At 61.7% G+C, this 25,849-nt stretch carries 28 protein-coding genes; 18 read left to right on the top strand and 10 right to left on the bottom strand.

Annotated elements, in window-relative coordinates:
* Nucleotides 1-6: 6 nt before the first annotated feature.
* From nuoI to FA94_RS13220, 15 genes are all read left to right on the top strand, one after another.
* Entirely contained in the window at nt 7-495 is a 489-nt protein-coding gene (gene nuoI, locus FA94_RS13285) for an NADH-quinone oxidoreductase subunit NuoI (protein WP_035551757.1), read from the top strand.
* 204 nt (nt 496-699) lie between these two features.
* The gene (locus tag FA94_RS13280; RefSeq protein WP_035551756.1) at nt 700-1,401 is read left to right on the top strand and encodes an NADH-quinone oxidoreductase subunit J; all 702 of its coding nucleotides are present in this window, start codon (nt 700-702) and stop codon (nt 1,399-1,401) included.
* A gap of 20 nt (nt 1,402-1,421) precedes the next feature.
* The gene (gene nuoK / locus FA94_RS13275; protein ID WP_006052894.1) at nt 1,422-1,727 is read left to right on the top strand and encodes an NADH-quinone oxidoreductase subunit NuoK; all 306 of its coding nucleotides are present in this window, start codon (nt 1,422-1,424) and stop codon (nt 1,725-1,727) included.
* Nucleotides 1,728-1,744: 17 nt separating this feature from the next.
* Nucleotides 1,745-3,826 carry an NADH-quinone oxidoreductase subunit L gene (gene nuoL, locus FA94_RS13270; RefSeq protein WP_035551755.1) on the top strand — a complete coding sequence of 694 codons (2,082 nt, stop codon included), beginning with the start codon at nt 1,745-1,747 and terminating at the stop codon, nt 3,824-3,826.
* A 14-nt stretch (nt 3,827-3,840) separates the two neighbouring features.
* On the top strand, nt 3,841-5,331 hold the full coding sequence (locus FA94_RS13265; RefSeq protein WP_035551752.1) for an NADH-quinone oxidoreductase subunit M: 1,491 nt from the start codon (nt 3,841-3,843) through the stop codon (nt 5,329-5,331).
* Nucleotides 5,332-5,356: 25 nt separating this feature from the next.
* Complete coding sequence (gene nuoN, locus FA94_RS13260; RefSeq protein ID WP_035551750.1) at nt 5,357-6,829, top strand: NADH-quinone oxidoreductase subunit NuoN; 1,473 nt, start codon at nt 5,357-5,359, stop codon at nt 6,827-6,829.
* Entirely contained in the window at nt 6,829-7,125 is a 297-nt protein-coding gene (locus FA94_RS13255) for a DUF2818 family protein (protein WP_035551749.1), read from the top strand. Before nuoN ends, FA94_RS13255 begins: the two co-directional genes overlap by 1 nt.
* 43 nt (nt 7,126-7,168) lie before the next feature.
* Nucleotides 7,169-7,756, top strand: coding sequence for an NUDIX domain-containing protein (locus FA94_RS13250; protein WP_035551746.1), 588 nt, complete (start codon nt 7,169-7,171; stop codon nt 7,754-7,756).
* A gap of 324 nt (nt 7,757-8,080) precedes the next feature.
* The gene (locus FA94_RS39425) at nt 8,081-8,326 is read left to right on the top strand and encodes a hypothetical protein (protein WP_081935907.1); all 246 of its coding nucleotides are present in this window, start codon (nt 8,081-8,083) and stop codon (nt 8,324-8,326) included.
* A gap of 52 nt (nt 8,327-8,378) precedes the next feature.
* Entirely contained in the window at nt 8,379-8,903 is a 525-nt protein-coding gene (locus FA94_RS13245) for a helix-turn-helix transcriptional regulator (RefSeq protein ID WP_035551743.1), read from the top strand.
* 249 nt (nt 8,904-9,152) lie between these two features.
* Nucleotides 9,153-9,578 carry a DUF1178 family protein gene (locus FA94_RS13240; protein ID WP_035551742.1) on the top strand — a complete coding sequence of 142 codons (426 nt, stop codon included), beginning with the start codon at nt 9,153-9,155 and terminating at the stop codon, nt 9,576-9,578.
* A gap of 48 nt (nt 9,579-9,626) precedes the next feature.
* Nucleotides 9,627-10,823, top strand: coding sequence for an acyl-CoA dehydrogenase family protein (locus tag FA94_RS13235; RefSeq protein WP_035551741.1), 1,197 nt, complete (start codon nt 9,627-9,629; stop codon nt 10,821-10,823).
* 10 nt (nt 10,824-10,833) lie between these two features.
* Entirely contained in the window at nt 10,834-11,961 is a 1,128-nt protein-coding gene (locus FA94_RS13230; protein ID WP_035551740.1) for an acyl-CoA dehydrogenase family protein, read from the top strand.
* Between the two features lie 35 nt (nt 11,962-11,996).
* Nucleotides 11,997-12,455 carry a MaoC family dehydratase gene (locus FA94_RS13225; RefSeq protein ID WP_035551738.1) on the top strand — a complete coding sequence of 153 codons (459 nt, stop codon included), beginning with the start codon at nt 11,997-11,999 and terminating at the stop codon, nt 12,453-12,455.
* Complete coding sequence (locus FA94_RS13220) at nt 12,452-12,928, top strand: MaoC family dehydratase (RefSeq protein ID WP_035551736.1); 477 nt, start codon at nt 12,452-12,454, stop codon at nt 12,926-12,928. Before FA94_RS13225 ends, FA94_RS13220 begins: the two co-directional genes overlap by 4 nt.
* 185 nt (nt 12,929-13,113) lie before the next feature.
* On the opposite strand, the gene FA94_RS13215 is transcribed toward FA94_RS13220, so the two are convergent.
* The 6 genes from FA94_RS13215 to FA94_RS13190 form a co-directional block, all read right to left on the bottom strand.
* A complete protein-coding gene (locus FA94_RS13215; RefSeq protein ID WP_035551735.1) occupies nt 13,114-13,815 on the bottom strand; it encodes a glutathione binding-like protein in 702 nt (233 codons plus the stop codon).
* A gap of 161 nt (nt 13,816-13,976) precedes the next feature.
* Nucleotides 13,977-15,236 carry an acyl-CoA dehydrogenase family protein gene (locus FA94_RS13210; RefSeq protein ID WP_035551733.1) on the bottom strand — a complete coding sequence of 420 codons (1,260 nt, stop codon included), beginning with the start codon at nt 15,234-15,236 and terminating at the stop codon, nt 13,977-13,979.
* 49 nt (nt 15,237-15,285) lie between these two features.
* Nucleotides 15,286-16,392: a phosphotransferase gene (locus FA94_RS13205; RefSeq protein WP_035551719.1), complete on the bottom strand. Its 1,107-nt coding sequence runs from the start codon at nt 16,390-16,392 to the stop codon at nt 15,286-15,288.
* 20 nt (nt 16,393-16,412) lie between these two features.
* On the bottom strand, nt 16,413-17,129 hold the full coding sequence (locus FA94_RS13200) for a histidine phosphatase family protein (RefSeq protein ID WP_035562046.1): 717 nt from the start codon (nt 17,127-17,129) through the stop codon (nt 16,413-16,415).
* 11 nt (nt 17,130-17,140) lie between these two features.
* Nucleotides 17,141-17,929, bottom strand: a complete 789-nt coding sequence (locus FA94_RS13195) for an oxepin-CoA hydrolase, alternative type (RefSeq protein WP_035551717.1) — start codon at nt 17,927-17,929, stop codon at nt 17,141-17,143.
* The gene (locus FA94_RS13190) at nt 17,926-19,494 is read right to left on the bottom strand and encodes a 3-hydroxyacyl-CoA dehydrogenase (protein ID WP_035551714.1); all 1,569 of its coding nucleotides are present in this window, start codon (nt 19,492-19,494) and stop codon (nt 17,926-17,928) included. The genes FA94_RS13195 and FA94_RS13190 overlap by 4 nt, the downstream gene beginning before the upstream one ends.
* Nucleotides 19,495-19,633: 139 nt before the next feature.
* Here FA94_RS13190 and FA94_RS13185 point away from each other — a divergent pair, with 139 nt between their 5' ends.
* A complete protein-coding gene (locus FA94_RS13185) occupies nt 19,634-20,281 on the top strand; it encodes a glutathione S-transferase family protein (protein WP_035551711.1) in 648 nt (215 codons plus the stop codon).
* A 139-nt stretch (nt 20,282-20,420) separates the two neighbouring features.
* Here the strand turns inward: FA94_RS13185 and FA94_RS13180 are convergent, their stop codons facing one another.
* On the bottom strand, nt 20,421-21,593 hold the full coding sequence (locus tag FA94_RS13180; protein ID WP_035551706.1) for a pyridoxal phosphate-dependent aminotransferase: 1,173 nt from the start codon (nt 21,591-21,593) through the stop codon (nt 20,421-20,423).
* Nucleotides 21,590-22,099, bottom strand: a complete 510-nt coding sequence (locus FA94_RS13175; protein WP_051980564.1) for a putative toxin-antitoxin system toxin component, PIN family — start codon at nt 22,097-22,099, stop codon at nt 21,590-21,592. The genes FA94_RS13180 and FA94_RS13175 overlap by 4 nt, the downstream gene beginning before the upstream one ends.
* A gap of 57 nt (nt 22,100-22,156) precedes the next feature.
* On the opposite strand from FA94_RS13175, the gene yaaA reads away from it, so the two are divergent.
* Nucleotides 22,157-22,939: a peroxide stress protein YaaA gene (gene yaaA / locus FA94_RS13170; RefSeq protein WP_035551697.1), complete on the top strand. Its 783-nt coding sequence runs from the start codon at nt 22,157-22,159 to the stop codon at nt 22,937-22,939.
* 42 nt (nt 22,940-22,981) lie between these two features.
* The gene (locus FA94_RS13165; protein WP_035551694.1) at nt 22,982-24,136 is read left to right on the top strand and encodes a M14 family metallopeptidase; all 1,155 of its coding nucleotides are present in this window, start codon (nt 22,982-22,984) and stop codon (nt 24,134-24,136) included.
* Between the two features lie 134 nt (nt 24,137-24,270).
* Here FA94_RS13165 and FA94_RS13160 read toward each other — a convergent pair whose 3' ends face one another.
* Entirely contained in the window at nt 24,271-24,939 is a 669-nt protein-coding gene (locus tag FA94_RS13160) for a BspC domain-containing protein (RefSeq protein WP_035551691.1), read from the bottom strand.
* Nucleotides 24,940-25,108: 169 nt separating this feature from the next.
* Nucleotides 25,109-25,783, bottom strand: a complete 675-nt coding sequence (locus FA94_RS13155) for an energy-coupling factor ABC transporter permease (protein WP_035551688.1) — start codon at nt 25,781-25,783, stop codon at nt 25,109-25,111.
* Between the last annotated feature and the right edge of the window lie 66 nt (nt 25,784-25,849).

Below are 25,849 nucleotides of genomic sequence, written 5' to 3'. Positions count from 1 at the left end.
GAACCCATGACCGCAATCCAAGACTTTTTCAAGACCTTCTTCCTGACGGAACTGCTGAAGGGCCTCGCACTGACCGGACGTTATACGTTTAAGCGCAAGGTGACCGTGCAGTTCCCGGAAGAGAAGACCCCGATCTCGCCGCGTTTCCGTGGCCTGCACGCACTGCGCCGCTATGAAAACGGCGAAGAGCGCTGTATCGCATGCAAGCTGTGCGAAGCGGTGTGCCCGGCGCTCGCCATCACGATCGAATCGGAAACGCGTGCGGACAATACGCGCCGCACGACGCGTTACGACATCGACCTGACCAAGTGCATCTTCTGTGGTTTCTGCGAAGAGAGCTGCCCGGTCGATTCGATCGTCGAAACGCACATTCTCGAGTATCACGGCGAAAAGCGTGGCGATCTGTATTTCACGAAAGACATGCTGCTGGCTGTTGGCGATCGTTACGAAACAGAGATCGCTGCGAACAAGGCAGCCGACGCACCGTATCGTTGAAACGCTTCATTTGCGGTTTTCAGTTGAAGCAGTCAATGCGGCAGTAAATGCATGAGCAAAACGGCCTGTTGTCGGGCCGGGCGCCGCGGTTTGAACGCCGCGGCACGGCGCACCTGTGTGGTTGTTCTGACGGTTTCTCCGTCCGGCCAACGCCGCGTGCCAAAGAACAATGCCTGACGATGGCCTAACGATGAACCGGTAATCATGGAATTCACGACCGTACTGTTCTACATCTTCGCGCTGTTCCTGGTGGTTTCAGGGCTGAAGGTGATCACCTCACGCAACCCGGTGTCGTCCGCACTGTTTCTGGTGCTGGCGTTCTTCAACGCAGCCGCGATCTGGATGCTGCTGGAGGCCGAGTTTCTTGCGATCCTGCTGGTGCTGGTCTACGTCGGCGCGGTGATGGTGCTGTTCCTGTTCGTCGTGATGATGCTGGACATCAACATCGACGTGCTGCGTAAAGACTTCAAACGCTTCGTGCCGATGGCCACGCTGGTGGGCGCGATCATCGTGATCGAAACCGCGTTGATCCTGTGGCACGGCTACGGCGCAACCGCCACCGCGCTGCGCGACACCACGGCCGCCGCGAACGGCATGGGCGACTGGTCGAACACGCGCCTGATCGGCAAGGTGATCTACACCGATTACATCTTCGCGTTCGAAGTGGCCGGCCTCGTGCTGCTGGTCGCGATCATCGCGGCGATCGCGCTGACCACGAACCACAAGAAAGACAGCAAACGCCAGAACGTCAGCGAGCAGGTCAAGGTGCGTGCCAAGGACCGTGTGCGTATCGTGAAGATGAAGTCGGAAAAGACCGCGGCAACCGTCGCGGCGGAAGAAGCCGCCGCGGCAGCAGCGGCGGCGGCAGCAACAGCGGCCGACTCGGCAGCGGCTAAAAACAGCTGAGCGGACAGGAGATAGAAATCATGTTGACCCTTGCCCATTACCTTGTCCTCGGCGCGATCCTGTTTGCGATCAGCATCGTCGGCATTTTCCTGAACCGCCGCAACGTGATCATCATCCTGATGGCGATCGAACTGATGCTGCTGGCGGTGAACACCAATTTCGTCGCGTTCTCGCATTACCTCGGCGACGTGCATGGCCAGATCTTCGTTTTCTTCGTGCTGACGGTAGCGGCGGCGGAAGCGGCGATCGGCCTCGCAATTCTGGTGACCCTGTTCCGTAGCCTCGACACGATCAATGTCGAGGATCTCGATCAGCTCAAAGGTTAATTTCAGGAAAAGCGGTTATGTCCACGATACTCAATGAAAACCTGCTGCTGGCGATCCCGCTGGCACCGCTGGCCGGTTCCCTGATCGCAGGGCTGTTCGGAAAAGCGGTAGGGCGAGCCGGTGCGCATTCGGTCACGATCCTCGGCGTCGCGATCTCGTTCATCCTGTCGGCTGTGGTGTTCTTCCAGGTGATGGACGGCGCGAGCTTCAACGCGACCATCTACCAATGGATGACCATCGGTAAAACGAATTTCGAAGTCGGCTTCCTGGTCGACTCGCTGACGGCAATGATGATGTGCGTGGTGACCTTCGTGTCGCTGATGGTGCACATCTACACGATCGGCTACATGGCCGACGACGACGGCTACCAGCGCTTCTTCTCGTACATCTCGCTGTTCACGTTCTCGATGTTGATGCTCGTGATGAGCAACAACTTCCTGCAGCTGTTCTTCGGCTGGGAAGCGGTGGGCCTGGTGTCGTACCTGCTGATCGGTTTCTACTACACGCGCCCGACCGCGATCTACGCGAACATGAAGGCGTTCATCGTGAACCGCATCGGCGACTTCGGCTTCCTGCTGGGTATCGGCCTGCTGTTCGCGTTCGCCGGTTCGATGAACTACGGCGACGTCTTCGCGAAGCGCACCGAACTCGCGGCCTTGAGCTTCCCGGGTACGGATTGGGGTCTGCTGACGGTGGCCTGCATCTGCCTGTTCATCGGCGCGATGGGTAAGTCGGCGCAATTCCCGCTGCACGTGTGGCTGCCGGATTCGATGGAAGGCCCGACGCCGATTTCCGCGCTGATTCACGCGGCAACCATGGTGACGGCCGGTATCTTCATGGTCACGCGCATGTCGCCGCTGTTTGAACTGTCGGATACGGCGCTGTCGTTCGTGATGGTCATCGGCGCGATCACCGCGCTGTTCATGGGCTTCCTCGGCATCATCCAGAACGACATCAAGCGTGTGGTGGCGTATTCCACGCTGTCGCAACTCGGTTACATGACGGTCGCGCTCGGCGCGTCGGCCTACTCGGTTGCCGTGTTCCACCTGATGACGCACGCGTTCTTCAAGGCGCTGCTGTTCCTCGGCGCGGGTTCGGTGATCATCGGCATGCACCACGATCAGGACATCCGCAACATGGGCGGCCTGCGCAAGTACATGCCGATCACGTGGATCACGTCGCTGGTCGGTTCGCTGGCGCTGATCGGCACGCCGTTCTTCTCGGGCTTCTACTCGAAAGATTCGATCATCGACGCGGTGAAGCTGTCGAATCTGCCGGGCTCGGGTTTCGCGTACTTCGCGGTGGTGGCGAGCGTGTTCGTCACGGCGCTGTATTCGTTCCGTATGTACTTCCTGGTGTTCCACGGCAAGGAGCGCTTCCGCGGTCCGAAGCATCCGGAATCGCCGATGGGTATCGAAGCCGCTGCGCACGCGCATGACGCTCATGCTCACGACGCACACGGCCACGGCCATGACGCGCACGGTCACGACGACCACGCTCACGAGCCGCACGAAACGCCGTGGGTAGTGTGGCTGCCGCTGGTGCTGCTGGCGATTCCGTCGGTGGTGATCGGCGCGATCGGTGTCGGTCCGATGCTGTTCGGCGACTTCTTCCAGCACGGTGTGGCGTTCGACAAGGTGATCTTCATTGGCGCGAACCATCCGGCGGTGTCCGAGATGGCCGAGGAGTTCCACGGCTGGGCGTCGATGGGTCTGCACTCGGTCTCGGGTCTGCCGGTCTGGCTGGCGCTCGCGGGTGTGGTGGTGGCGTGGTTCCTGTACATCGTTCGACCGGATCTGCCGGCTGTCATCAAGCGCGCGTTCGGCCCGATCTACACGCTGCTCGATAACAAGTACTACATGGACAAGATCAACGAAGTCGTGTTCGCGCGGGGTGCCGTGGCCATTGGCCGGGGTCTCTGGAAGGAAGGCGACGTCGTGGTGATCGACGGTATCGTCAACGGCAGCGCACGCTTTATCGGCTGGTTCGCCGGCGTGATCCGCTTCCTCCAATCCGGCTATATCTACCACTACGCGTTTGCCATGATTATCGGCATGTTGGGGCTCCTGACCCTGTTTGTAACGCTCGGCGGCAAATAAGGCGAGGGACACTAATGCACGCTTATCCGATTCTCAGTATCGCAATCTGGTTACCGATCCTCGTTGGCCTGCTGGTTCTGGCTATCGGTTCCGACAAGAACCCGGCGCCCGCGCGCTGGGTTGCGTTGATCGGTTCGGTTGTCAGCTTCATCGCGACGATCCCGCTGATCACGGGTTTTGATTCGAGCACCGCCGATCTGCAGTTCGTCGAAAAGGCCAACTGGATCGAGCGTTTCAACATTTCGTATCACCTGGGTGTCGACGGCATCTCGATGTGGTTCGTCGTGTTGACGGCATTGATCACGGTGATCGTCGTGATCGCCGCGTGGGAAGTGATCACGAAGAACGTCGCGCAGTACCTGGCCGCGTTCCTGATCCTGTCGGGCATCATGGTCGGCGTGTTCAGCTCCGCTGACGGCATGCTGTTCTACGTGTTCTTCGAAGCGACGCTGATTCCGATGTACATCATCATCGGCGTGTGGGGTGGGGCGAACCGCGTGTACGCGGCGTTCAAGTTCTTCCTGTACACGCTGATGGGCTCGCTGCTGATGCTGGTCGCGTTGATCTATCTGTATGTCCAGACCGGCACGTTCGACCTCGCGACGTGGCAGCACGCGCAGATCGCGATGACGCCTCAGGTGTTACTGTTCATCGCGTTCTTCATGGCGTTCGCCGTGAAGGTGCCGATGTGGCCGGTCCACACGTGGTTGCCTGACGCCCACGTGGAAGCGCCGACCGGCGGCTCGGTCGTGCTGGCCGCGATCATGCTGAAGCTCGGGGCATATGGTTTCCTGCGCTTCTCGCTGCCCATCGCACCGGACGCCAGCCACTTCCTCGCGCCGGTCGTCATCACGCTGTCGCTGATCGCTGTGATCTATATCGGTCTCGTGGCGATGGTGCAGGCGGACATGAAGAAGCTGGTCGCGTATTCGTCGATCGCGCACATGGGTTTCGTGACGCTCGGCTTCTTCATCTTCAACCAGCTCGGCGTGGAAGGCGCGATCGTGCAGATGATCTCGCACGGTTTCGTGTCGGGCGCGATGTTCCTGTGTATCGGCGTGCTGTACGACCGTATGCACTCGCGTCAGATCGCCGATTACGGCGGCGTCGTCAACGTGATGCCGAAGTTCGCCGCGTTCGTGATGCTGTTCTCGATGGCGAACTGCGGCTTGCCGGGCACCTCCGGTTTCGTCGGCGAGTTCATGGTGATTCTGGCCTCCGTCCAGTACAACTTCTGGATCGCGGGCGGCGCGGCAGTCACGCTGATTCTCGGCGCGGGCTACACGCTGTGGATGTACAAGCGCGTGTACTTCGGCGCGATCACCAACGATCACGTGAAGAGCCTTGTCGACATCAACCGTCGCGAATTTTTCATGCTGGCAGTGCTTGCCGCACTGACGCTGTTCATGGGCCTGTATCCGAAGCCCTTTACCGATGTGATGCACGTATCCGTGGAAAACCTCCTCTCCCACGTTGCGCAGTCAAAGCTGCCGTTGCCTCAGTAACGCCGAGCGGAGGAATTTAAAGACCATGCAAAACGCCCCTATGACTGCTCTGTTGCCCGACGCGCTGGTGATGCTCGCCGTTGTCGTCGCGTGGCTCAACGACACGTTCGTCGGCCAGGCCGGTCGCCGTACCACGTACTTCATTGCGTTCTTCTCGACGCTCGTCGCCGGCATCTGGTTTGCGATGAACGCGTTCGACCCGCAAGTGCGCTACTACTTCGGCCACATGTACGTGGTGGACCCGTTCGCCAACGTGATGAAAGCGGTGGTGACGCTCGGCTATGCCGTGTCGATCGTCTATTCGCGCCGTTACCTCGAAGATCGCGGCCTGTTCCGCGGCGAGTTCTTCCTGTTGGGCATGTTCTCGTTGCTCGGCCAGCTCGTGATGATCTCGGGCAACAACTTCCTGACGCTGTATCTCGGTCTGGAACTGATGTCGCTGTCGCTGTACGGCGCGATCGCGCTGCGCCGTGACGCGGCGCCGTCGAACGAAGCGGCGATGAAGTACTACGTGCTCGGCGCGCTGGCTTCCGGTTTCCTGTTGTACGGCATCTCGATGCTGTACGGCGCGACCGGTTCGCTCGACCTGAACGAAGTGTTCAAGGCGATCGGCACGAGCCACTACGACCCGAGCGTGCTGCTGTTCGGCGTGATCTTTATCGTGGCGGGCGTGGCGTTCAAGATGGGCGCGGTGCCGTTCCACATGTGGGTGCCTGACGTTTATCAGGGCGCACCGACGGCCATGACGCTGATGGTCGGCGGCGGTCCGAAGGTTGCCGCGTTTGCGTGGGGCCTGCGCTTCCTCGTGATGGGCCTGTTGCCGCTCGCGGTCGAATGGCAGCAAATGCTGGTGATTATGGCGGCGCTGTCGCTGATCGTCGGCAACATCACCGGTATCGTGCAACGCAACGTCAAGCGGATGCTCGCGTATTCGGCGATCTCGAACATGGGCTTCGTGCTGCTCGGCCTGCTCTCCGGCGTGGTCGACCACAAGACCACCGGCGCCGCGAACGCGTACGGCTCGGCGATGTTCTACAGCATCGTCTACCTGATCACGACGATGGGCACGTTCGGCGTCATCATGCTGCTGGCACGCCGCGATTTCGAAGCGGACACGCTGGAAGACTTCAAGGGCCTGAATCAACGCAGCCCGGTGTTCGCGTTCGTGATGATGGTCATGATGTTCTCGCTCGCCGGCATTCCGCCTGCGGTCGGCTTCTACGCGAAGCTCGCGGTGCTGCAGGCCACCATGAACGCCGGTCTGACCTGGCTGACGGTGCTGGCCGTGATGACGTCGCTGTTCGGCGCGTTCTACTACCTGCGTATCGTCAAGCTGATGTATTTCGACGATCCGGTAGACACCGCACCGATCCACGCCGACTCCAGCACGCGTGCTCTGCTCGCGCTGAACGGGCTGGCGGTGCTGGTGCTCGGCATCGTGCCGGACCCGCTGTTGAAGGCCTGCCTGCAGGCTATCCAGCACACGCTGCTGCTCTGATGTCGGCTGCGGGTTGGTTTATCGTGTTGTTGGCGCTGGTCGGCGCCAACCTGCCGTTCCTGAATCAGCGCCTCTTCGCCGCCGTGCCGTTGAAAGCGGTGAAGAAGAGCGCCTGGATCCGGATTGCCGAATTGATCGTGCTGTACTTCGTGGTCGGCGCACTGGGTTTTCTGCTTGAGGCGCGCGCGGGTAACCGCTTCGAGCAGGGTTGGCAGTTCTACGCGATCACGTTCGCTTTGTTCATCGTGTTCGCATTCCCCGGCTTTACTTTCCAGTATCTCGTCAAACGCCGCTGACGGCGTCTCGCCGTCGCGCACCAAGCTGTCCCGAGGTCCGCATATGGCTGAACTTCCTGATCACGACGCCGCGCTCACCGAGACTTGTGTCGAGAGCAAAACGATCCATCAAGGGCCGTTTCTGACGCTGAAATGCGATACCGTTCGCCTGCCGGACGGCAAGCAGGCCACGCGCGAATACGTTCAGCATCCGGGCGCCGTCATGGTGATTCCGCTTTTCGACGACGGTCGTGTGCTGCTGGAAAGCCAGTATCGCTATCCGATGGGCAAGGTCATGGTCGAATACCCGGCCGGTAAGCTCGACGCGAACGAAGGCGCACTCGCGTGCGCGAAACGCGAGTTGCAGGAAGAAACGGGCTACACGGCGCGTGAATTCGTCTACCTGACGCGCATTCACCCGATCATTTCGTACTCGACCGAGTTCATCGACATTTACCTCGCTCGTGGTTTGAGCGCGGGCGAGCGCAAGCTCGATGAAGGTGAGTTCCTTGAGCTGTTTACAGCAAGCGTTGCCGACGTGTCGGAATGGGTGCGTACCGGCAAGATCACCGACGTGAAGACGGTGATCGGCACGTTCTGGCTGGAGAAGGTGTTGTCGGGCGCCTGGCCGACAACCGCGCAACCGCAGTAGCGCAATCAGCCGGGCGCGTGGATAAACGCGCAGCGGTTTGGAATCTGCAAAAAGCCCTTGCCGGTCTACGACCAGCAAGGGCTTTTTTTACGCCGGATGAGACGGGTTGCCTGGCCGTTGTCTGAAAAAATGCTGCTCCGTCCTATGCCATCCGACAGTCTCGCCTCACGACGCTCATCGCTCTAGTATTGACGTTCTCCGATGGAGCTCGTCATCCAGATTGATTCGGATGGCGAACAGATTGGAGGGTAATTGTGTTTGAGTAAACGGCATATGGTTGTCACTTGACAACCATGCTTTAAGTCACTAAATTGGAGGGTATAGATGAAACGTGGAACCCACTCCAAGAAGGAGATCGAGGCCGCGCTGGTCTATGCGGAAACGAACGGCTGGCGTGTTCAGAGCGGTGGTAAAGGGCACGCGTGGGGAAAAATATACTGTCCGTACAAAGACGCAGAGTGTCGTTGTGGAGAGTTTTGTATATCGAGTGTCTGGAGTACGCCCAGGAACCCCGGCAACCATGCCAGACATCTCAGGCGCATTGTCGACAATTGCACGGCCCAGCGGTAGCGGATAGCGCCGCAGAATGAGAGTTCAGGCCGAATGAAGGTAGGAGTAACGTATGGAATATGTTTTCATCTTGAAGTACCGGCTCGCGGCTGAAGACAGCGATCTCGACGCCATCGTCGAGCGGTTGGGCGAGGAGGGTTGCGACGACGCCACGGTCGGCGTGGGGCAACCGGGTCGCATGGCGTTGTTCTTTTCGCGTGAAGGCGCGTCCGCGTTCGCCGCGCTCGTCAGCGCACTCGAAGACGTCAAACGCGCAGTGCCGTCTGCACGCCTCGTCGAAGCCGGCCCGGATTTCGTCGGGCTTACCGACGTCGCCGAGGTCGCCGGCGTGTCGCGACAGAACATGCGCAAGCTGATGCTGAGCCACGCAGTTGATTTCCCGCCGCCGGTCCACGAGGGCAGTGCGTCGGTCTGGCATTTGTCGGACATCCTGGCCTGGCTGACAGCGCGCGGTGGCTATGACATCAAGGCACACGTCCTTGACGTTGCGAAGTCGGCGAAGCAGATCAACCTCGCCAAAGGTGCGCGCGAACTCGAGCCGCGGCTTAACCGCCAACTCGAATGCCTGGTGGCGTAGCGCTGTGCCGCGATCAGTGTGCGAGGGTAACGAACGGACGCAACTCCCTGACTGACTCAACGTTCGAGCGTCACGTCATTTTCCAATCGGACGACCTTCGGCAGCCCTTTGCGCAAAGCGTTAAAATCGCGCACCGCGTTTGATTTGCCCTGAGCATCCGGCGTCGGCGTGTCGTTCGCAATAGTTTTTCGAACGACCGTTCACAAATTTATGTTTTGCGCTAAACTGGCACGCAAGCCCTGATTCCACATGAAGGTCCTCGATTTACAGTGTCCGCATGGCCATCGGTTCGAAGGCTGGTTCGCTTCAGCTGAGGACTTCGAGTCGCAGCAGTCTCGCAAGCTGGTCGAATGTCCAATTTGCGGTGCGAACGAAGTAAGCCGCTTGCCGTCGGCGCCGCGACTGAATTTGTCGGGTGCGACGGAGGCAAAGGCACCGGCGGCCACAGATGACATGCAGGCGCGTGTCATGCGTGCGTTGCGCGAGGTACTGGAAAAGACTGAGAACGTGGGCGACCGCTTCGCTGAGGAAGCACGGCGCATTCACTACAACGAAGCGCCCGCACGCAATATTCGCGGTGTTACGACACCCGAAGATGCGAAAGCCTTGGTCGAAGAAGGCATCGAAGTGATGCCGCTGCCGGTCCCGGCCGCCTTGAAGGAACCGCTGCAATAGCGCAGTGGCTCACTGGCGGCGGGCGGTTGCGGCCAGGAGACACTACGCATGAATCTGGACTATTCCTCCGCTGATAACGCGTTCCGCGCGGACATCCGCAATTGGCTCGAAGCGAATCTGCCTCGCGAGCTCAGCGACAAAGTTCTCAATCACAAACGCCTTTCCCGCGAAGATTTCGCGGGCTGGCACAAGCTGCTCGGCACGCGCGGCTGGTCAGTGATCGCCTGGCCCAAAGAATATGGAGGCCCGGGCTGGGACGCGACTCAACGACACATCTGGGACGAAGAGTGCGCGCGCATCGGTGCGCCGTCGGTGCTGCCTTTTGGCGTTTCGATGGTGGCGCCCGTTCTGATGAAATACGGCAACGAGGCGCAGAAACGTCACTATTTGCCGCGCATTCTCGATGGCTCGGACTGGTGGTGCCAGGGCTATTCCGAACCGGGTTCCGGTTCCGACCTGGCCTCGCTGCGCACGCGCGCCGAACGCGTTGGTGACCATTACCTGGTCAACGGCCAGAAAACCTGGACCACGCTCGGCCAGTACGCGGACATGATGTTCTGCCTCGTGCGCACCGACAGCGGTGCGAAGAAGCAGGAGGGCATTTCGTTCCTGCTGATCGACATGAAAAGGCCGGGCATCACGGTGCGTCCCATCATCACGCTCGACGAAGATCACGAAGTCAACGAAGTCTTTTTCGAAGACGTGAAAGTGCCGGTCGAGAATCTGGTCGGAGACGAGAACCGCGGCTGGACTTACGCAAAATATCTGCTTGGCCATGAGCGCACTGGTATTGCGCGTGTCGGCCAATCCAAGCGAGAACTGGTTTTCCTGAAACGTCTCGCGCTGGATCAGAAAAAGAACGGCAAGCCGCTGCTGCAAGATCCGGTGTTCGCCGCGAAAGTCGCGAGCCTCGAGATCGAGTTGATGGCGCTCGAAGTCACCGTGCAGCGCGTGGTCGCCAATGAAGCTGGCGGACGCGGACCGGGGCCCGAGGCGTCGATGCTGAAAATCAAAGGCACCGAGGTCCAGCAGGCGCTGACCGAACTGATGTTCGAAGCCGTCGGCCCACTTGCCGCACCGTTCGACGTACCGTTCCTCGAAGGCGAGCGCGATCATAGTCTGGCCGGCGACGACGACGCCGCGCCGCTAGCCGCGTACTACTTCAACTTCCGCAAGACGTCGATTTACGGCGGCTCGAACGAAATTCAAAAGAACATCATCGCGCAGATGATTCTCGGACTTTGAGGGGCGGCGTATGGACTTCAATTTCAACGACGAACAACAGCAATTCGCCGACGCATTGCGTCGCTATCTGGACAAGAGCTACGGGTTCGAAGCGCGCCAGGCGATTGTCCGCTCGGAAGCGGGCATATCGGATACGCACTGGGCCGCATTCACCGAATTGGGTCTGACCGCGCTGCCGGTGCCGGAAGCGCAAGGTGGTTTCAACGGCGGCCCGATCGACATGCTGGTCGTGATGCAGGAACTCGGCCGCGCGCTGGTCGTCGAGCCGTATTGGGCGACGGCAGTCGGCATCGAGGCATTGCGTCTTGCCGGCAGCGGGCGGGGCGAAGATACATCGTTGCTGGAGCGCGCAGCGCAGGGCGAGATCAAGCTGTCCGTGGCATTTCACGAACCCCACGCACGGTACGATCTGTTCGACGTCGCCACGACCGCGAGTGGCTCCGGCGAGCAGCCGACCTTGACCGGTACGAAGTCGGTCGTATTGCACGGTGCGCAAGCGCATTACTGGATCGTGCCGGCCCGGCTGAATGGCGAAATCGCGCTGTTTATCGTGGCGCGCGAAGCAGCGGGCGTGAAGCTGACCGACTACCGTACGATCGACGGTCAACGCGCCGCAACGCTCGAATTCAACGGCACGCCCGCGCGCCGTCTCGAAGGCAAGCACGCCGGCGCGGCTGCGCTCGAACACATCGCGGACTACGGCACGGTCTTGCTGTGCGCGGAGGCGATCGGCGCGCTAGACGCACTGAACCTCGCCACCGTCGACTACACCAAAACACGTCAGCAGTTCGGCCAGCCGATCGCGCGCTTTCAGGCCTTGCAGCATCGCATGGTCGAGATGCTGATTCACGCCGAGCAGGCGCGTTCGGTCACCTATCTGGCCGCCATGCGCTACACCAGCGAAGACCCCGACGAGCGTCGCCGGGCCGTCTCCGCTGCAAAGGCGCGGGTTGGGCAGGCTGCGCGTTTCGTCGGTCAGCAGGCGGTTCAGTTGCATGGAGGCATGGGCGTGACGAACGAAGTCGCGGCGGCGCATCTGTTCAAACGTCTTGCGATCATCGAAACCACACTGGGCGATGTTGATCACCATCTCGCGCGGTTCGCTGCGCTGCCCGGCTTCATGACCGCCGAAGTTTGATCGGCCGGTCGAATCGGAAAACAAGGAGCGCGACAATGGGTTTCAGTTTCGAGGACATGGTGGTCGGCACGAGCGTGGAAGTCGGCAAGCACACGTTCACGCGTGAAGAGATTGTGGACTTTGCGCAAAAGTACGATCCGCAACCGTTTCATCTGGACGAAGCCGCTGCCGCCCAGTCGCCGTTCCGCGGTCTGGTGGCGAGCGGCTGGCACACCTGTTCGGTGATGATGGGCATGCTGGTGCGTAACACGCTCGCGGGTTCCACGTCGATGGGCTCGCCCGGCATCGACGATATCCGCTGGTTGAAGCCGGTGCGCGTAGGCGACACGATCACGATGAAGAACGTCGTGCTCGACAAACGCGTGTCTGAGAGCAAGCCGGATCGCGGCATCGTGTCGACGCAATGGGAAGGCATCAACCAGCATGGTGAAACGGTGATCACGGTGCGCTCGAAGGGTTTGTTCGGACTGCGCAATCCGGGAGCCGCATCATGACGGTCGGCGCGGCGCCTGCCGCGACTTTCGGCGATGCCGCGGCACTGCGGGAACTGATCGGCGCCGAGCCGCTCGTCAGCGAATGGTTGACCGTCGATCAGGCGAGCGTCGATCGCTTCGCGGAGGCCACCGGCGATCATCAGTGGATTCACGTCGATCCGGAACGGGCGCGGCGTGAGTCGCCGTTCGGCGGTCCGGTCGCCCATGGTTTCCTGACGTTATCGCTGATCCCGGCGTTGCTGGGCAAGACGGTCGCACTGCGACAGCGTATGGGTGTGAACTACGGATTGAATCGCGTGCGGTTCACGTCGCCGGTGCCGGTCGGTTCGTCATTGCGGGCGAAATTCGCGGTCGACTCCGTCAGCGAGGTCGACAATGCCGGCGTGCAAGTGGTGTGGAATGTGACGCTGGAACGGCAGGACAGTGAGCGGCCGGTGTGCGTCGCGGAGTTCATCACGCGGCACTACTTCTAACGCGGGCAAGTTCGGTGTGATTTTCAGGCACTGACCCTGGCGTTGACGCTGAAACCAGTGCGAGCGCGAAGGCAAAAAAACGCGGGCGGCATTCATGCCGACCCGCGTTTTTTATACACCTGCAGCCGTAGCCGTCGCCACAATTACAATCACATCACAACCACCGCAACCGCACCACGGCAAACCTACCGCTTCGCATACTGTGTCGCGCCGAACAGCATTTCCTTCGCCTTCTCATCCATGACCGGCTGGCGTATCGAAGCCAGCACTTCCACACCGCGCACCACCGCCGGACGTGCGGCAATCTCTTCATGCCAGCGCTTCACATTGGGCAACGCATCCAGATCGACGCCCTGGTTTTTCCACGAGCGCGTCCACGGAAACGCCGCGATGTCCGCGATCGTGTAGTCGTTGCCCGCAAGGTACTGCGTCTTGCCGAGTTGCGTGTCCATCACACCGTACAGACGCCGCGTCTCGTTCGTGTAGCGATTGATCGCGTATTCGATCGGCTCCGGTGCGTAGATGCGGAAGTGGTGCGTTTGCCCAAGCATCGGACCCAGGCCGCCCATCTGGAACATCAGCCATTGCAATACCGAATAGCGCGCGGCCGGATCGGTCGGCAGGAACTTGCCGGTCTTCTCGGCGAGATAGATCAGGATCGCGCCCGACTCGAACAACGCGAACGGTTGGCCGTCGGCGCCTTTAGGACCTTCGGAATCGACGATCGCCGGGATTTTGTTGTTCGGGCTGATGGCGAGGAATTCGGGCTTGAACTGATCGCCCGTGCCGATATTCACCGCGTGCGCGGCGTAGTCGAGGCCCGTCTCCTCGAGCATGATGTGGACCTTGTGGCCGTTCGGGGTTGCCCAGCTATAGACGTCGATCATCGTGGCTCCGTTGTTTCGTGAAAGCGGCGCCACGTAGGGCGCCGCTGTTGACGAAAATTAGAGCATAGATCGCACGATGCTGCTGGCGGCGTCGCGGATCGTCACGATGCCGACCGCCGTGCTTGGTTCAAACTTAAGCTCAACCTCAACCTCAAGCACGTTCAGACACGCGTAACCGGCATTTCCACGCGAGCCGCCGCGCCGGCATCCATATGCCGCGCCAGTTCGAGTTTGGCGATCGCGTTGCGGTGCACTTCGTCGGGACCATCGGCGAAACGCAGCGTCCGCGCGGACGCATACGCGTAGGCCAGCGGAAAATCGTCGCTGACGCCGCCGCCGCCGTGCGCCTGAATGGCCCAGTCGATCACCTGGCACGCCATGTTCGGCGCGACCACCTTGATCATCGCAATCTCGCCACGCGCGCCCTTGTTGCCGACCGTGTCCATCATGTACGCGGTCTTCAGCGTGAGCAGACGTGCCTGTTCGATCATGCAGCGCGCCTCGGCCATACGCTCCTGGGTGACGCCTTGAGCGGCAACCGGTTTGCCGAACGCCACGCGTTGCATCGAACGCTTCGCCATCAGTTCGAGCGCACGTTCGGCGAGGCCGATCAAACGCATGCAGTGGTGAATCCGTCCCGGTCCGAGGCGGCCCTGCGCGATCTCGAAACCGCGGCCTTCGCCGAGCAGCATATTGGTCACCGGCACGCGCACGTTTTCCAGCGTGATTTCCATGTGGCCGTGCGGCGCGTCGTCGTAACCGAATACGGTCAGCGGACGATGCACGGTGATGCCGGTCGCCTCGGCGGGCACCAGAATCATGGACTGCTGTTGATGGCGCGGCGCGTCGGGATCGGTCTTGCCCATGACGATATAGACCTTGCAGCGCGGATCGCCCGCACCGGACGACCACCACTTGTGGCCGTTGATCACGTAGTAATCGCCGTCGCGCACGATGCTGGTCTGGATATTGGTCGCATCCGACGACGCCACTTCCGGCTCCGTCATCAGAAACGCCGATCGTATCTGCCCTTGCAGCAGCGGTTCGAGCCATTCGCGCTTGTTGTCCTCGCTGCCGTAGCGCTCGATCGTTTCCATGTTGCCGGTGTCGGGCGCGTTGCAGTTGAACACTTCCGGCGCCCAGGGCACGCGGCCCATGATTTCGCACAGCGGCGCGTATTCGAGATTCGTCAGCCCGGCGCCGCGCACGGATTCAGGCAGGAACAGATTCCACAAGCCGGCGTCGCGCGCCTTCACTTTCAGTTGTTCGATCAGTTCGGTGGGCAGCCACGCGTTGCCGTTATGGCGATTGCGCGCGATCTCCGCATAGAACGCCTGTTCGTTCGGATAAATGTGCGCGTCGAAGAAGGCGAGCAGTTTCTCGCGCAACGCCTGAACCTTCGGGGTGTAATCGAAATTCATGTAGGACCTCGCGGATAAAACGGGTAACGGACGATTGGGCTCGTTGCGTTCAACGCACCTTCTGCGCGTAGCGCCAGGCGAGTTCCGCCATGGGTTTCGCGCGGCTGCCGGCATCGAGCGCCTGAGCGCTGGCCGCGGTGCCGTCGACCACGCGCTTCATGATCCCTTGCAGAATCGCGGCGATGCGGAACATGTTGTACGCCAGATAAAAGTTCCAGTCGCCGTGAATCTCGAAGCCGGTGCGCTTGCAATAACGCTCGACGTATTCGGCCTCGTCGGGAATGCCGAGCGCGGCCCAATCGAGCCCCGCGATGCCGCGGAATTGCGTCGGATCGACATGCCACGCCATGCAGTGATACGCGAAGTCGGCGAGCGGATCGCCGAGCGTCGACAATTCCCAGTCGAGCACCGCGAGCACTTTCGGCTCGCTCGGGTGGAAGATCAGATTGTCGAGTCGATAGTCGCCATGCACGATCGAGGCGCGCTCGCCGGTTTCCGCCGGCATATGTTTTGGCAGCCAGTCGATCAGCCGCTGCATCGCGTCGATCGGCTCGGTTTCGGACGCAAGATACTGCTTGCTCCAGCGGCCGATCTGGCGGGTGAAATAATTACCCGGTTTGCCGTAGTCGGCGAGACCAACGGTCGTGACGTCGACGCTGTGCAGCGCCGCGATCACGCGATTCATTTCGTCGTAAATCGCCGTGCGTTCGGTAGTCGCCATGCCGGGCAAAGACTGATCCCACAGCACGCGGCCCTCGACAAACTCCATCACGTAAAACGCGCGGCCGATCACGCTTTCGTCCTCGCACAGGGCCAGCATGCTGGCGACCGGCACGTCGGTGCCGGCCAGCGCGTGCATCACACGGTATTCACGTTCCACGGCATGCGCGGACGGCAGCAGCTTCGCGGCTGGCCCGGGCTTGGCGCGCATCACGTAGGAGCGTGACGGCGTGACCAGTTTGAAGGTGGGATTGGACTGTCCGCCGGCGAACTGCTCCAGCGTGAGCGGCCCGGCAAAACCGTCGACATGCTGGGTCAGCCACGCCGCGAGTGCTTCGCTGTCGAAGCGTTGCCGATCGTTGACCGGGCGCGTGCCTTCGAAAGCCGAATAATCCGGTTTGTGTTCTGGTTCGCCGCTCTGTGTGGCTTGCACCATGTGTCTCCTCCAGTTCGGGTTCAGCTACGCTTGTATTGAATGAATTGTGCGTAGAGCATTTCCATCGTCGTATTGCGGACGTCGCGATGCAGCGGCGACGGCGGTGAATAATTGACTGTGCGCAGCACCCAGTCGCGCGGCGCGACGCCCACGTCGAGCGCATTGATGCAGCCGGTGGCTTGTGCGAGATGGCCGAAGAACGTGCGGCCTCCCGCCGTGATCGCGTGCGACAGGATCGCGCGATTCACGCCGCCGTGCAGAACCAGCAGCACGGTGTCCCACGAGGTATCCGCGCGCAATGCGTCGATAGCCGGCAACACGCGATCGAACAAGGCCCCGATCGTCTCGCCGTCGAGAAAGCGCGTGCTTTCCGGCACGATGCCATCGAACACGCCGAGAAACGCGGCTTCGATATCCTGCGGCGGAATGTTGCTGAGCTTGCCGCCGCGAATCTCCTGCCATGCCGGTTCGACTTCGAGTTCGATCGGCTGACCTGTTTCCGCCAGTACCCGCTGGGCGGTTTCGACAGTACGCGGCAGGCCGCTCACGATCACCCGGTCAAAACGAACCTGCTGTTCGGCGAACACGCGGCCCGCCGCGCTAGCCTGCTCGCGGCCGTTGGCATTCAGCGGCACGGTGTCGGGATCGATCGCGCGGCCGGAATCGTCGAAGTAGGTGACGTCGCCGTGACGCATCAGGAAGATGCGGCGGCGTTTGGGCAATTGATAGTCGGGCATGGTCCCTTCGCTCATTTGTAAACCGGCGCGCGCTTTTCGAGGAACGCGGAAATGCCTTCAAGGCCGTCGCGGTGATGCAGCGACGCGACAAAGCTGTCGCGCTCGGCGACCAGATGGTCGGCCAGCGGTTGTGCGCCGGCCGCGCCGATCAACCCTTTGATGCGCGCGATCGAGTTGGGCGAAATCTTGCCGAGTTCGTCGGCCCATGCCACCGCCGCATCGCGCACGGCGCCGGTTTTGGCCAGCTTGTTGACGACCCCGAGTTCGTGCAAACGCGCGGCGCCGATCGGTTTGCCTTCGATCAGCACTTCAGTGGCCAGTTGACGCGGTAAAGCCTGGGCGAGGAACCATGAGCCGCCGCCGTCGGGCGTCAGGCCGACGCGTGCGTAGGACATGACGAACTTGGCGTCGTCGGCGGCGACGATCAGGTCGCACGCAAGCGCGAGCGAGAAGCCGGCGCCGGCCGCCGCGCCGTCGACGGCGGCGATCACCGGTTTCGACGAGAGCCGCAGCGCCGAGATCCATTCGCCCAGCAGGTCGATGCTTTCAGCTTGCACGGACGGATCTTTCGCGCGGTTTTCCAGCAGGCGGTTCAGATTGCCGCCCGCGCAAAAGAAGTTGTCGGCGCCGGTGATTACCACGGCGCGGATCGACGGATCGCGTTCCACCGAATCGAGCGCTTCGATGCCCGCTGCGTACATGTCCGGGTGCAGCGCGTTGCGCGCGCCGGGGTTCGACAGTGTGAGGACGAGCGTCGATTCGCTTTCGGTCGGGCGCGAGGTCAGCAGTTCGGCGCTCATTGTTGGGTCTCCGGTTGCGTTTCAGGTTGGATGTCGGCGGCGTCGCGTTGCGTCAGCGACAGGCCCAGTTGCGCGCGCCGCGCCAGCCACGGCGACGGACGATAGCGCGGGTCGCCGAGCACGCTGAACATGTTGCGCAAGATGGTGAGGATCGTGCTCGAGCCGAGCGCATCGCCCAGCGCGAGCGGGCCGCGCGGGTAGCCCAGGCCGAGCGTCACCGCGAGATCGATATCGTCGGGCGTGGCGATCTGCTTCTGCGCGATATCGCAGCCGATGTTGACGATCGTCGCTACCACGCGCTGTGCGACGAAGCCGGTCGAGTCGCGAATCACGGTGACCGGCACGCCGTCGGCGGCGAACAGAGCATGGGCGGTGTCACGTGCGGCGCGCGTGGTGGCGGGCGTGGTCATCAGCGTGCGACGTTGCGCGGCGACGAGCGGGAGGAGGGCGTCGATCGCGACGACGCGGCTGGCGTCGAGCGCTTCGTCGACCGCGGCCGTGGTCGCGTCGTGACCGAACGGCGTGACCACGATCAACGAGTCCGCGGCGGGCGTCGCGTTTTCGTCGAGTGTCACGCCGGCCTGGGCGATCAGTTGAACGACGGCTTCATGCGCTTGCGGATAGCGCTTGCTGACCCACACGCTGGCCGGCAACGCGGACGGTGCGGGCGCTTCGGCGGGCACCTGCTGCTTGCCGTCTTCGTAACGGTAAAACCCTTCGCCGGTCTTGCGGCCGATCAGTCCGCCCGCGAGTCGCGTGCCCGTGATCGGCGACGGCGTGAAGCGCGGCTCTTCATAGAATTGATGGTAGATCGACTCCATCACCGGATGCGACACGTCCAACGCGGTCAGATCGAGCAACTCGAACGGCCCGAGCCGGAAGCCGGCCTGCTCGCGCATGATGCGGTCGATGTCGGCAAAGCTCGCGACACCTTCGCCCGCCACGCGCAAGCCTTCGGTATTCATACCGCGGCCCGCGTGATTGACGATGAAGCCCGGCATGTCTTTCGCACGCACCGGCGTATGACCCATGCGACGGGCGAGATCCATCAGCGCGTCACCGGCGGCGGGGTCGCCGCGCAGACCGTCGATCACTTCGACGACTTTCATGAGCGGGACAGGATTGAAGAAGTGGTAGCCGACCACGCGCGACGGAGCGGTACACGTGGCGGCGATCGCGGTGATCGACAGCGACGACGTATTCGACGCCAGCACGCAGCGGCCGCTGACCACCGTCTCGAGTTCGCGGAACAGCGCCTGCTTCACGTCGAGCTTCTCGACGATCGCTTCGACGACCAGGTCGCAGCCGGCGAGGTCGCCAATGGCTTGCGCGCCGCTCACGTTCGCCAGCGCGGCGAGCGAGCGGGCCTGATCGAGCTTGCCTTTGGCCGTCAATTTGGCGAAAGTCTCGGCGAGGTAATCGCGCGCGGCGCCAATCGCGGCAGGATTGGTGTCGTACAGACGTACCGTGAGGCCCGCCAGCGCGGCAATCTGTGCGATGCCGCGCCCCATTGCTCCGGTTCCGACAATGCCGATAGTCTCGATACTGAAATTGCGAGAGGTCATTGTGATGCTCGACTCCATGGTTATTTTAGAATAGCACGATCGTGCAATTTATCGACGATTGTTCGAAGGCCGCGGCTCTGACATCGATGCTGATGCGTCGATGCACGGTCGCACCCACCCAAAAGAAAGGAGACACCCGATGATCAAGCTGTGCGGTTTCGCGCTCTCTAACTATTACAACAAAGTGAAGTTCGTGCTCCTCGAACACGGCATTCCGTTCGAGGAAGTGTTCGTGATGCCGAGCCAGGACGAGGCCGTGCTGGAGCATTCGCCGCTCGGCAAGGTGCCGTATCTGCAGACCGAAGACGGCGACCTGTGCGAGTCGCAATGCATCGTGGAGTATCTGGCCGCGCGCTTTCCCGACAAGGCGATTTTCTCCGCCGATCCCTGGGAGGCGGCCAAGGAGCGCGAGCTGATCATGTTCGTCGACGTGCATCTCGAGTTGACCGCGCGCAATCTCTACAAGGAAGCGTTCTTCGGCGGCACGGTGACGGACGCCACCAAAGGGCGTGTCGAGAAATTGCTGGCGCATCACATTACCGGCTTCAAACGGATCGCGAAGTTCGGGCCGTACCTGGCCGGCGAGCGTTTCAGCGTTGCCGACGCGGCGGGTTTCGTGAGCTTGCCGCTGGTGGGCATGGCGACGCAAACCATTTACGGCCGCGATTTGCTCCTCGATGCGGGCGTCGACTGGAAAAGTTATGTGAAGGCGATCAATGCGCGGCCGGCCGCACAACGCATCACCGAGGACCGCAAGGCGTATGTCGCGGCGTCGCGCCCGGCTTGATGAGAGGTGCCGCGGCTGATTCGAGTTGGACGCGGCGTCGTGCCGGTTGAGCTTGCGACGGCGTGCCATGCACGCCGTCCTGGCCGCGTCGCGCGATAGCGGGGAACGTGGTGTCGTTCGCAGCATCGCGCGGGGCGTCCTAGAGTCGCGCCAGCCGCTCGAGCGCGGTGGCGAGGGTGCTCTCCTGCTTGGCGAAGCAGAAGCGCACCACGCCCGATTCGTGCGCCTCGTGATAGAACGCCGAGACCGGTATGGCCGCGACGCCGATCTCGCCGGTCAGCCATTGGGCGAACTCGGCTTCGGGCAAGTTGCTGATGGCCGAATAGTCGACGCACTGGAAGTACGTGCCCGTACACGGCAGCAGCTTGAAGCGTGAATTCGCGAGACCCGCGCGGAAGAAGTCGCGCTTCTGCTGATAAAACGCGGGCAGGTCGAGATACGGCGCCGGGTCTTTCATGTAGTCGGCGAGGCCGATCTGCATCGGCGTATTGACCGTGAACACGTTGAACTGATGCACTTTGCGGAACTCGGCCATGAGCGCGGCCGGCGCGGCTACGTAGCCGACTTTCCAGCCCGTCACGTGGTAGGTCTTGCCGAAACTCGACACCACGAAACTGCGCTGCGCCAGTTCCGGATAACGGGCCATGCTTTCGTGCGGCGCGCCGTCGAACACCATGTGTTCGTAGACTTCGTCGGAGAGGATCAGCACGTTGGTGCCGCGCACGATCTCTTCGAGCTTGCGCATATCTTGCTCGCGCCAGACCGTGCCGGTCGGATTGTGCGGCGTGTTGATCAGCAGTAGCCGCGTTTTCGGCGTGATCGCGGCGGCGAGCTTGTCGAACGGAATCGCGTAGTCGGGCGCCTCGAGCGTGACGAAAACCGGCTTGCCGCCGGCCAGTTCGATGGACGGCACGTAGCTGTCGTAATTCGGTTCGATCACGATCACTTCGTCGCCGGGGTGGACGGTGCACAGAATCGCGGTCAGCAACGCCTGCGTGGCGCCCGCGGTCACGGTGATCTCCGTGTTGGCGTCGTAGCGGCGGCCATACAGCGTGGCGATCTTGTCCGAAATCGCCTGACGCAGCGGCGCCGCGCCGGCCATGGGCGGGTACTGATTGTGACCGTCGCGCATGGCGTTCGAGACCGCGTCGATAATGCGCGGATCGCAGCCGAAATCGGGAAAGCCCTGGCCCAGATTCACCGCGCCTTTTTCGGCGGCGAGCGCGCTCATCACGGTGAAAATCGTCGTGCCGACATTCGGCAGTCGGGACGGAAACGAAGGACTCGTGGGCGTGTCGTGCGGTGCATTCATGGCGCTGTCCGGAGCGTTGTGGGGTGTGTAAGCGGGTGAGCCGAAACGGCGATGGCGTCGACGAACGGCGCGGGCTGCGCGATCTGGAAACCGAAATCGCGGGCGATCCGTTTCGCGAGTTTCAACACCGCGCGGTCCTTCGAAACAAGCCAGTCGGCCTGCGCGGCATGGGCGAGTTCGAGAAACTTCTGATCGTCGCGGTCTTTGCATTTGGGCAAAGGCCTGGCGTCTTCGGCCGGCGCGGCGGTTTCGACCCGCTGCGAAAGCTGCGCGACGACCGCGAGCGCGGCGGCTTTGTCCACATTTCGATGCACGAATTGCGGATAGTCGAGCACATAGGCGAGTTCGGCGAGGCAACGCGCGTCGATCAGCGCGACCAGCGTGCCGCTTTCGAGCGCGGCGCGGATGGGCCGCGTATGCGGGTCGTCGAACACGAGAATATCGATCCACACATTGGAATCGAGGACGACGCGCAAAGCGTCGTGTGAGGCATGGGAACCGGGCATTCGTTACAATCTGGCTTTCGTCTTTGACCGCCAGGCACGGCGTGCCTGCAAGCCTCTATGATAATCGTTCTGTCGCCGGCGAAATCGCTCGACTACGAAACCCCACCGCACGTCAAAAAGCACACCATCCCCGATTTTGTCGACGACGCGGCCGAATTGATCGGCGGATTGCGTCGTTTGTCGCCGCAGCAGATCGCTTCATTGATGGACATTTCGGATCAGCTCGCGCATCTGAACTTCCAGCGTTACGCGGATTGGTCGCCGAAGTTCGATACGCATAACGCCAAGCAGGCGGTACTCGCGTTCAATGGCGACGTGTACGAAGGCTTCAACGCGAAGACCTTGTCGTCGGCCGATCTGGACTATGCGCAGAGCCACGTGCGGGTGCTCTCGGGTCTTTACGGTCTGCTGCGGCCGCTCGATCTGCTGCAGCCGTACCGGCTCGAAATGGGGACGCGCTTCGCCAATCCGCGTGGCAAGGATCTGTACGCGTTCTGGGGCGAGCGGATCACGCAGGCCCTGAACGCGCAGTTGAAGAAGAACGCGGCGGCGTCCCGGGTGCTGGTGAATTGCGCATCGGGCGAATATTTCAAATCGGTCAAGCCGAAGTTGCTCGACGCACCGGTCGTCACGCCCGTTTTCGAAGACTGGAAAGGCGGCCGCTACAAGATCATCAGCTTCCATGCAAAGCGCGCGCGCGGCTTGATGGCGCGCTATGCGGTGGAAAACCGTCTCGACACGCCTGAACAGCTCAAGGCGTTCGACTCCGAAGGTTATGCGTTCGACGCCGCGGCATCGAACGATTCCACTTACGTATTCCGCCGCCGCGTCGCTGAATAAGCGTTGAAGCGTTTCGCGGTGCAACCCGCAGGGAAGAACACCATGACCTTATCCATCACGAGTAACTTCGACGCCGGCGCGATCGAAGTCCTGTCCTGCGAAGACGCGGGCAACATCCGTCTGCGCGTGCGGCCGGACAGCCACGCCGAGTTCGCGCAGTGGTTTTACTTCCGTTTGTCCGGCGCGGCGGGCGAGCGCTGCGTGATGACGTTCGAGAATGCCGCTGCCTGCGCGTTCGCCGAAGGTTGGCGCGACTATCAGGCGGTCGCGAGCTATGACCGGGTGAACTGGTTTCGCGTACCGACCTCGTACGACGGCCGCGTGCTGACGATCGATCACACGCCGGATTTCGAGCGCATCTATTACGCGTATTTCGAGCCGTACAGCGAGGAGCGTCATTCGGAGTTTCTCGGCGCGGTGCAGCAGTTGCCGCAGGCCACGCTGACCGAACTGGGCACAACCGTCGAAGGCCGGCCCATGTCGTTGCTCACGCTCGGCACGCCGGAAACCGGCGACACACCGAAGAAGAAAATCTGGCTGATCGCGCGCCAGCATCCGGGCGAGACGATGGCCGAATGGTTTATCGAGGGTCTCGTGAAGCGGCTCGCGGGCTGGGGCGACTGGGCGGGTGATCCGGTCGCGTGCAAGCTCTACGATCACGCGGTGTTTTATATCGTGCCGAACATGAATCCGGACGGCAGCGTGCGCGGCAATCTGCGCACCAACGCGACCGGCGCGAATCTGAATCGCGAATGGATGGAGCCGGACGCCGCGCGCAGCCCTGAAGTGCTGGTGGTGCGCGACGCGATTCACGCCGTGGGTTGCGACCTGTTCTTCGATATTCACGGCGACGAGGCGCTGCCCTATGTGTTCGTGGCCGGCTCCGAAATGCTGCCGGGCTTTACCGAACGGCAGGGCGAGGAGCAGAAGGCGTTTATCGAAGCGTTCAAGCAGGCGAGCCCGGACTTCCAGGACAAGTATGGTTACGCCGCGAGCAAGTATCGCGAGGACGCGTTGAAGCTGGCGTCGAAGTACATCGGCAACGAATTCGGCTGCCTGTCGTTGACGCTGGAAATGCCGTTCAAGGACAACGCCAATCTGCCCGATGAGCGGGTCGGCTGGAACGGCGATCGTAGCGCGTCGCTCGGCGCGGCCATGCTGCAGGCGATTTTGCGGCATGTGGAGACGTTTGCGTAAAGCGGGCGCTGCATAGAAAAAAGAGGCACACGGTGACGTGTGCCTCTTTTTTTTTGCGGGGAGCGTTGTGTGAGTGCGGGCTTATGGCTCTTCGCCCATGGCTCGCCAAGTCTGTGCCGGTGATCGTACTACCGCTATTGAGCCTTCTTCTTCGTCGTGGTCTTTTTCGCGGTCGATTTGCTCGAAGACTTGCTCGACGTCGACTTTGACGATTTGCCCGAGCTGGTCCTGGACGACTTCGTCGTCGCTTTCTTCGTGCTCTTGCCGCTTGCCGAGTGCTTGCCCTTGACGCTCTTATGCTTGCCCGCCACGGCGCGCGACCCCGACGGCTCACCGCTGCGCGCGCGGGCTGGCGGCACCGGATCGTTCCAGCTGAACGCCAGCATCTGGACGCCGACATAGCCGCAGCGGAATTTCAGATCGGCCGGATCGCCGCCCCCGCCTTGAGGAATACCGAGCCCTTCGACGATGACGATGTTGTCGACCTTGACGCGCTGCTTGCCCTCGTCGAACGAATCGTTCCAGGGCGTGACCGACGCGTGCGCGCTGTCGAAAGAACTGGGGGGAAACTCGACGTGGTCGAAAGCGGTCGAGGTGCTGGCGACAAAATTGCCATGAGCGGCGCAGTCCGCGACGAGCGGGTCCGCATGCATGTCATTGACAAATTTGTTGACGAGGTCGTTGTGCTGTTCGAGTTGATCGGCGAATGCGGGGGCGCTACACATGAGCGAGAGACTCGCTGCAAGTGTCGCCAACCGGCCGACCAGCCGCAGCAATCGGCGCGGGACGTTGGTGCGATCCATCTAGTTCGTTAGACGCTAATGTGACATGAGGCACGTAAGATGCCTCGCGATAGGGTGGAGTTCAATCCTGGCACAAATATTTTGTCCTGTCGTGGTGTGCGCAATCGAGGCGGATCGAGACGGCCACGTGGCCGATCACCGCGAATGCGCATTCCATGCAGAGCCTGAGTCAGGTGCGTGGTCCGCCCAGTCGATATCTCCGGACGTCGTAAGTGGTGACCCAGGCGGGACGGTAGACCGCGATCAGCGCTGTCGACATGCCCGTGAACCAGGCCTCGCCGGTAGCGAGTAGCAGCACGCTGAACGCGTAGCCGGCAGGCATTACGGTCATCGAGCCATCGGCGAGCGTGATGTGAATGCCGAGCGCGGCGGCGGCCGTGAGCGACACGGCGATGGCCGGCGAGACGAAGCCCTGGCCGAAGATGAACATGAAGAGGTTGCGCGGCAGCCAGGCGATGCTGGCGCGCTGGACCAGCGTCGAGATGCCGACCGGCAACGCGCCGTACACGAGGAACGTCAGCGCGATACCTTGCCACGGCGCGTCGAAGACGACAGCGGCAAGACCCGTGACCACCGCCATGGCGATCAGTGCCAGCGCCCAGTCAAAGAGCGTGACGACCAGCGTGGCGCCGAGCAGATGCATCACGGTGCCGTCGTCGAGCCACGCATTACTTGCCCACAGCACCGACACTGCGACGATGATCGCAAGCCAGACATGCTGCAAGGTGCCGTCCTGAAGTCGTTTGAAAGGATTTTTCCACAGCGCGAGCGCGACCACTATCGCAGTGGCGATCCAGCCACCGACAGCGACCCAGAACGGAAGCGGTGTGTAGAGGAAACCCATGTGTCTCATATTACTCGTTGGACGAGAAAAGGTGTGAGCGGATTCCATGCCAGCGGGCATGGACGC

Origin of the sequence: Burkholderia sp. 9120, from assembly GCF_000745015.1 — a bacterium.
In the GTDB taxonomy this organism is placed as follows: domain Bacteria; phylum Pseudomonadota; class Gammaproteobacteria; order Burkholderiales; family Burkholderiaceae; genus Paraburkholderia.
This window is presented reverse-complemented; position numbering and strand designations above follow the sequence as displayed.

Excerpts from the sequence above, each read along its gene's own strand:
- nuoI (WP_035551757.1), top strand. The coding sequence starts at position 7 with ATGACCGCAATCCAAGACTTTTTCAAGACCTTCTTCCTGACGGAACTG.
- FA94_RS13280 (WP_035551756.1), top strand. The coding sequence starts at position 700 with ATGGAATTCACGACCGTACTGTTCTACATCTTCGCGCTGTTCCTGGTG.
- nuoK (WP_006052894.1), top strand. The coding sequence starts at position 1,422 with ATGTTGACCCTTGCCCATTACCTTGTCCTCGGCGCGATCCTGTTTGCG.
- nuoL (WP_035551755.1), top strand. The coding sequence starts at position 1,745 with ATGTCCACGATACTCAATGAAAACCTGCTGCTGGCGATCCCGCTGGCA.
- FA94_RS13265 (WP_035551752.1), top strand. The coding sequence starts at position 3,841 with ATGCACGCTTATCCGATTCTCAGTATCGCAATCTGGTTACCGATCCTC.
- nuoN (WP_035551750.1), top strand. The coding sequence starts at position 5,357 with ATGCAAAACGCCCCTATGACTGCTCTGTTGCCCGACGCGCTGGTGATG.
- FA94_RS13255 (WP_035551749.1), top strand. The coding sequence starts at position 6,829 with ATGTCGGCTGCGGGTTGGTTTATCGTGTTGTTGGCGCTGGTCGGCGCC.
- FA94_RS13250 (WP_035551746.1), top strand. The coding sequence starts at position 7,169 with ATGGCTGAACTTCCTGATCACGACGCCGCGCTCACCGAGACTTGTGTC.
- FA94_RS39425 (WP_081935907.1), top strand. The coding sequence starts at position 8,081 with ATGAAACGTGGAACCCACTCCAAGAAGGAGATCGAGGCCGCGCTGGTC.
- FA94_RS13245 (WP_035551743.1), top strand. The coding sequence starts at position 8,379 with ATGGAATATGTTTTCATCTTGAAGTACCGGCTCGCGGCTGAAGACAGC.
- FA94_RS13240 (WP_035551742.1), top strand. The coding sequence starts at position 9,153 with ATGAAGGTCCTCGATTTACAGTGTCCGCATGGCCATCGGTTCGAAGGC.
- FA94_RS13235 (WP_035551741.1), top strand. The coding sequence starts at position 9,627 with ATGAATCTGGACTATTCCTCCGCTGATAACGCGTTCCGCGCGGACATC.
- FA94_RS13230 (WP_035551740.1), top strand. The coding sequence starts at position 10,834 with ATGGACTTCAATTTCAACGACGAACAACAGCAATTCGCCGACGCATTG.
- FA94_RS13225 (WP_035551738.1), top strand. The coding sequence starts at position 11,997 with ATGGGTTTCAGTTTCGAGGACATGGTGGTCGGCACGAGCGTGGAAGTC.
- FA94_RS13220 (WP_035551736.1), top strand. The coding sequence starts at position 12,452 with ATGACGGTCGGCGCGGCGCCTGCCGCGACTTTCGGCGATGCCGCGGCA.
- FA94_RS13215 (WP_035551735.1), bottom strand. The coding sequence starts at position 13,815 with ATGATCGACGTCTATAGCTGGGCAACCCCGAACGGCCACAAGGTCCAC.
- FA94_RS13210 (WP_035551733.1), bottom strand. The coding sequence starts at position 15,236 with ATGAATTTCGATTACACCCCGAAGGTTCAGGCGTTGCGCGAGAAACTG.
- FA94_RS13205 (WP_035551719.1), bottom strand. The coding sequence starts at position 16,392 with ATGGTGCAAGCCACACAGAGCGGCGAACCAGAACACAAACCGGATTAT.
- FA94_RS13200 (WP_035562046.1), bottom strand. The coding sequence starts at position 17,129 with ATGCCCGACTATCAATTGCCCAAACGCCGCCGCATCTTCCTGATGCGT.
- FA94_RS13195 (WP_035551717.1), bottom strand. The coding sequence starts at position 17,929 with ATGAGCGCCGAACTGCTGACCTCGCGCCCGACCGAAAGCGAATCGACG.
- FA94_RS13190 (WP_035551714.1), bottom strand. The coding sequence starts at position 19,494 with ATGACCTCTCGCAATTTCAGTATCGAGACTATCGGCATTGTCGGAACC.
- FA94_RS13185 (WP_035551711.1), top strand. The coding sequence starts at position 19,634 with ATGATCAAGCTGTGCGGTTTCGCGCTCTCTAACTATTACAACAAAGTG.
- FA94_RS13180 (WP_035551706.1), bottom strand. The coding sequence starts at position 21,593 with ATGAATGCACCGCACGACACGCCCACGAGTCCTTCGTTTCCGTCCCGA.
- FA94_RS13175 (WP_051980564.1), bottom strand. The coding sequence starts at position 22,099 with ATGCCCGGTTCCCATGCCTCACACGACGCTTTGCGCGTCGTCCTCGAT.
- yaaA (WP_035551697.1), top strand. The coding sequence starts at position 22,157 with ATGATAATCGTTCTGTCGCCGGCGAAATCGCTCGACTACGAAACCCCA.
- FA94_RS13165 (WP_035551694.1), top strand. The coding sequence starts at position 22,982 with ATGACCTTATCCATCACGAGTAACTTCGACGCCGGCGCGATCGAAGTC.
- FA94_RS13160 (WP_035551691.1), bottom strand. The coding sequence starts at position 24,939 with ATGGATCGCACCAACGTCCCGCGCCGATTGCTGCGGCTGGTCGGCCGG.
- FA94_RS13155 (WP_035551688.1), bottom strand. The coding sequence starts at position 25,783 with ATGGGTTTCCTCTACACACCGCTTCCGTTCTGGGTCGCTGTCGGTGGC.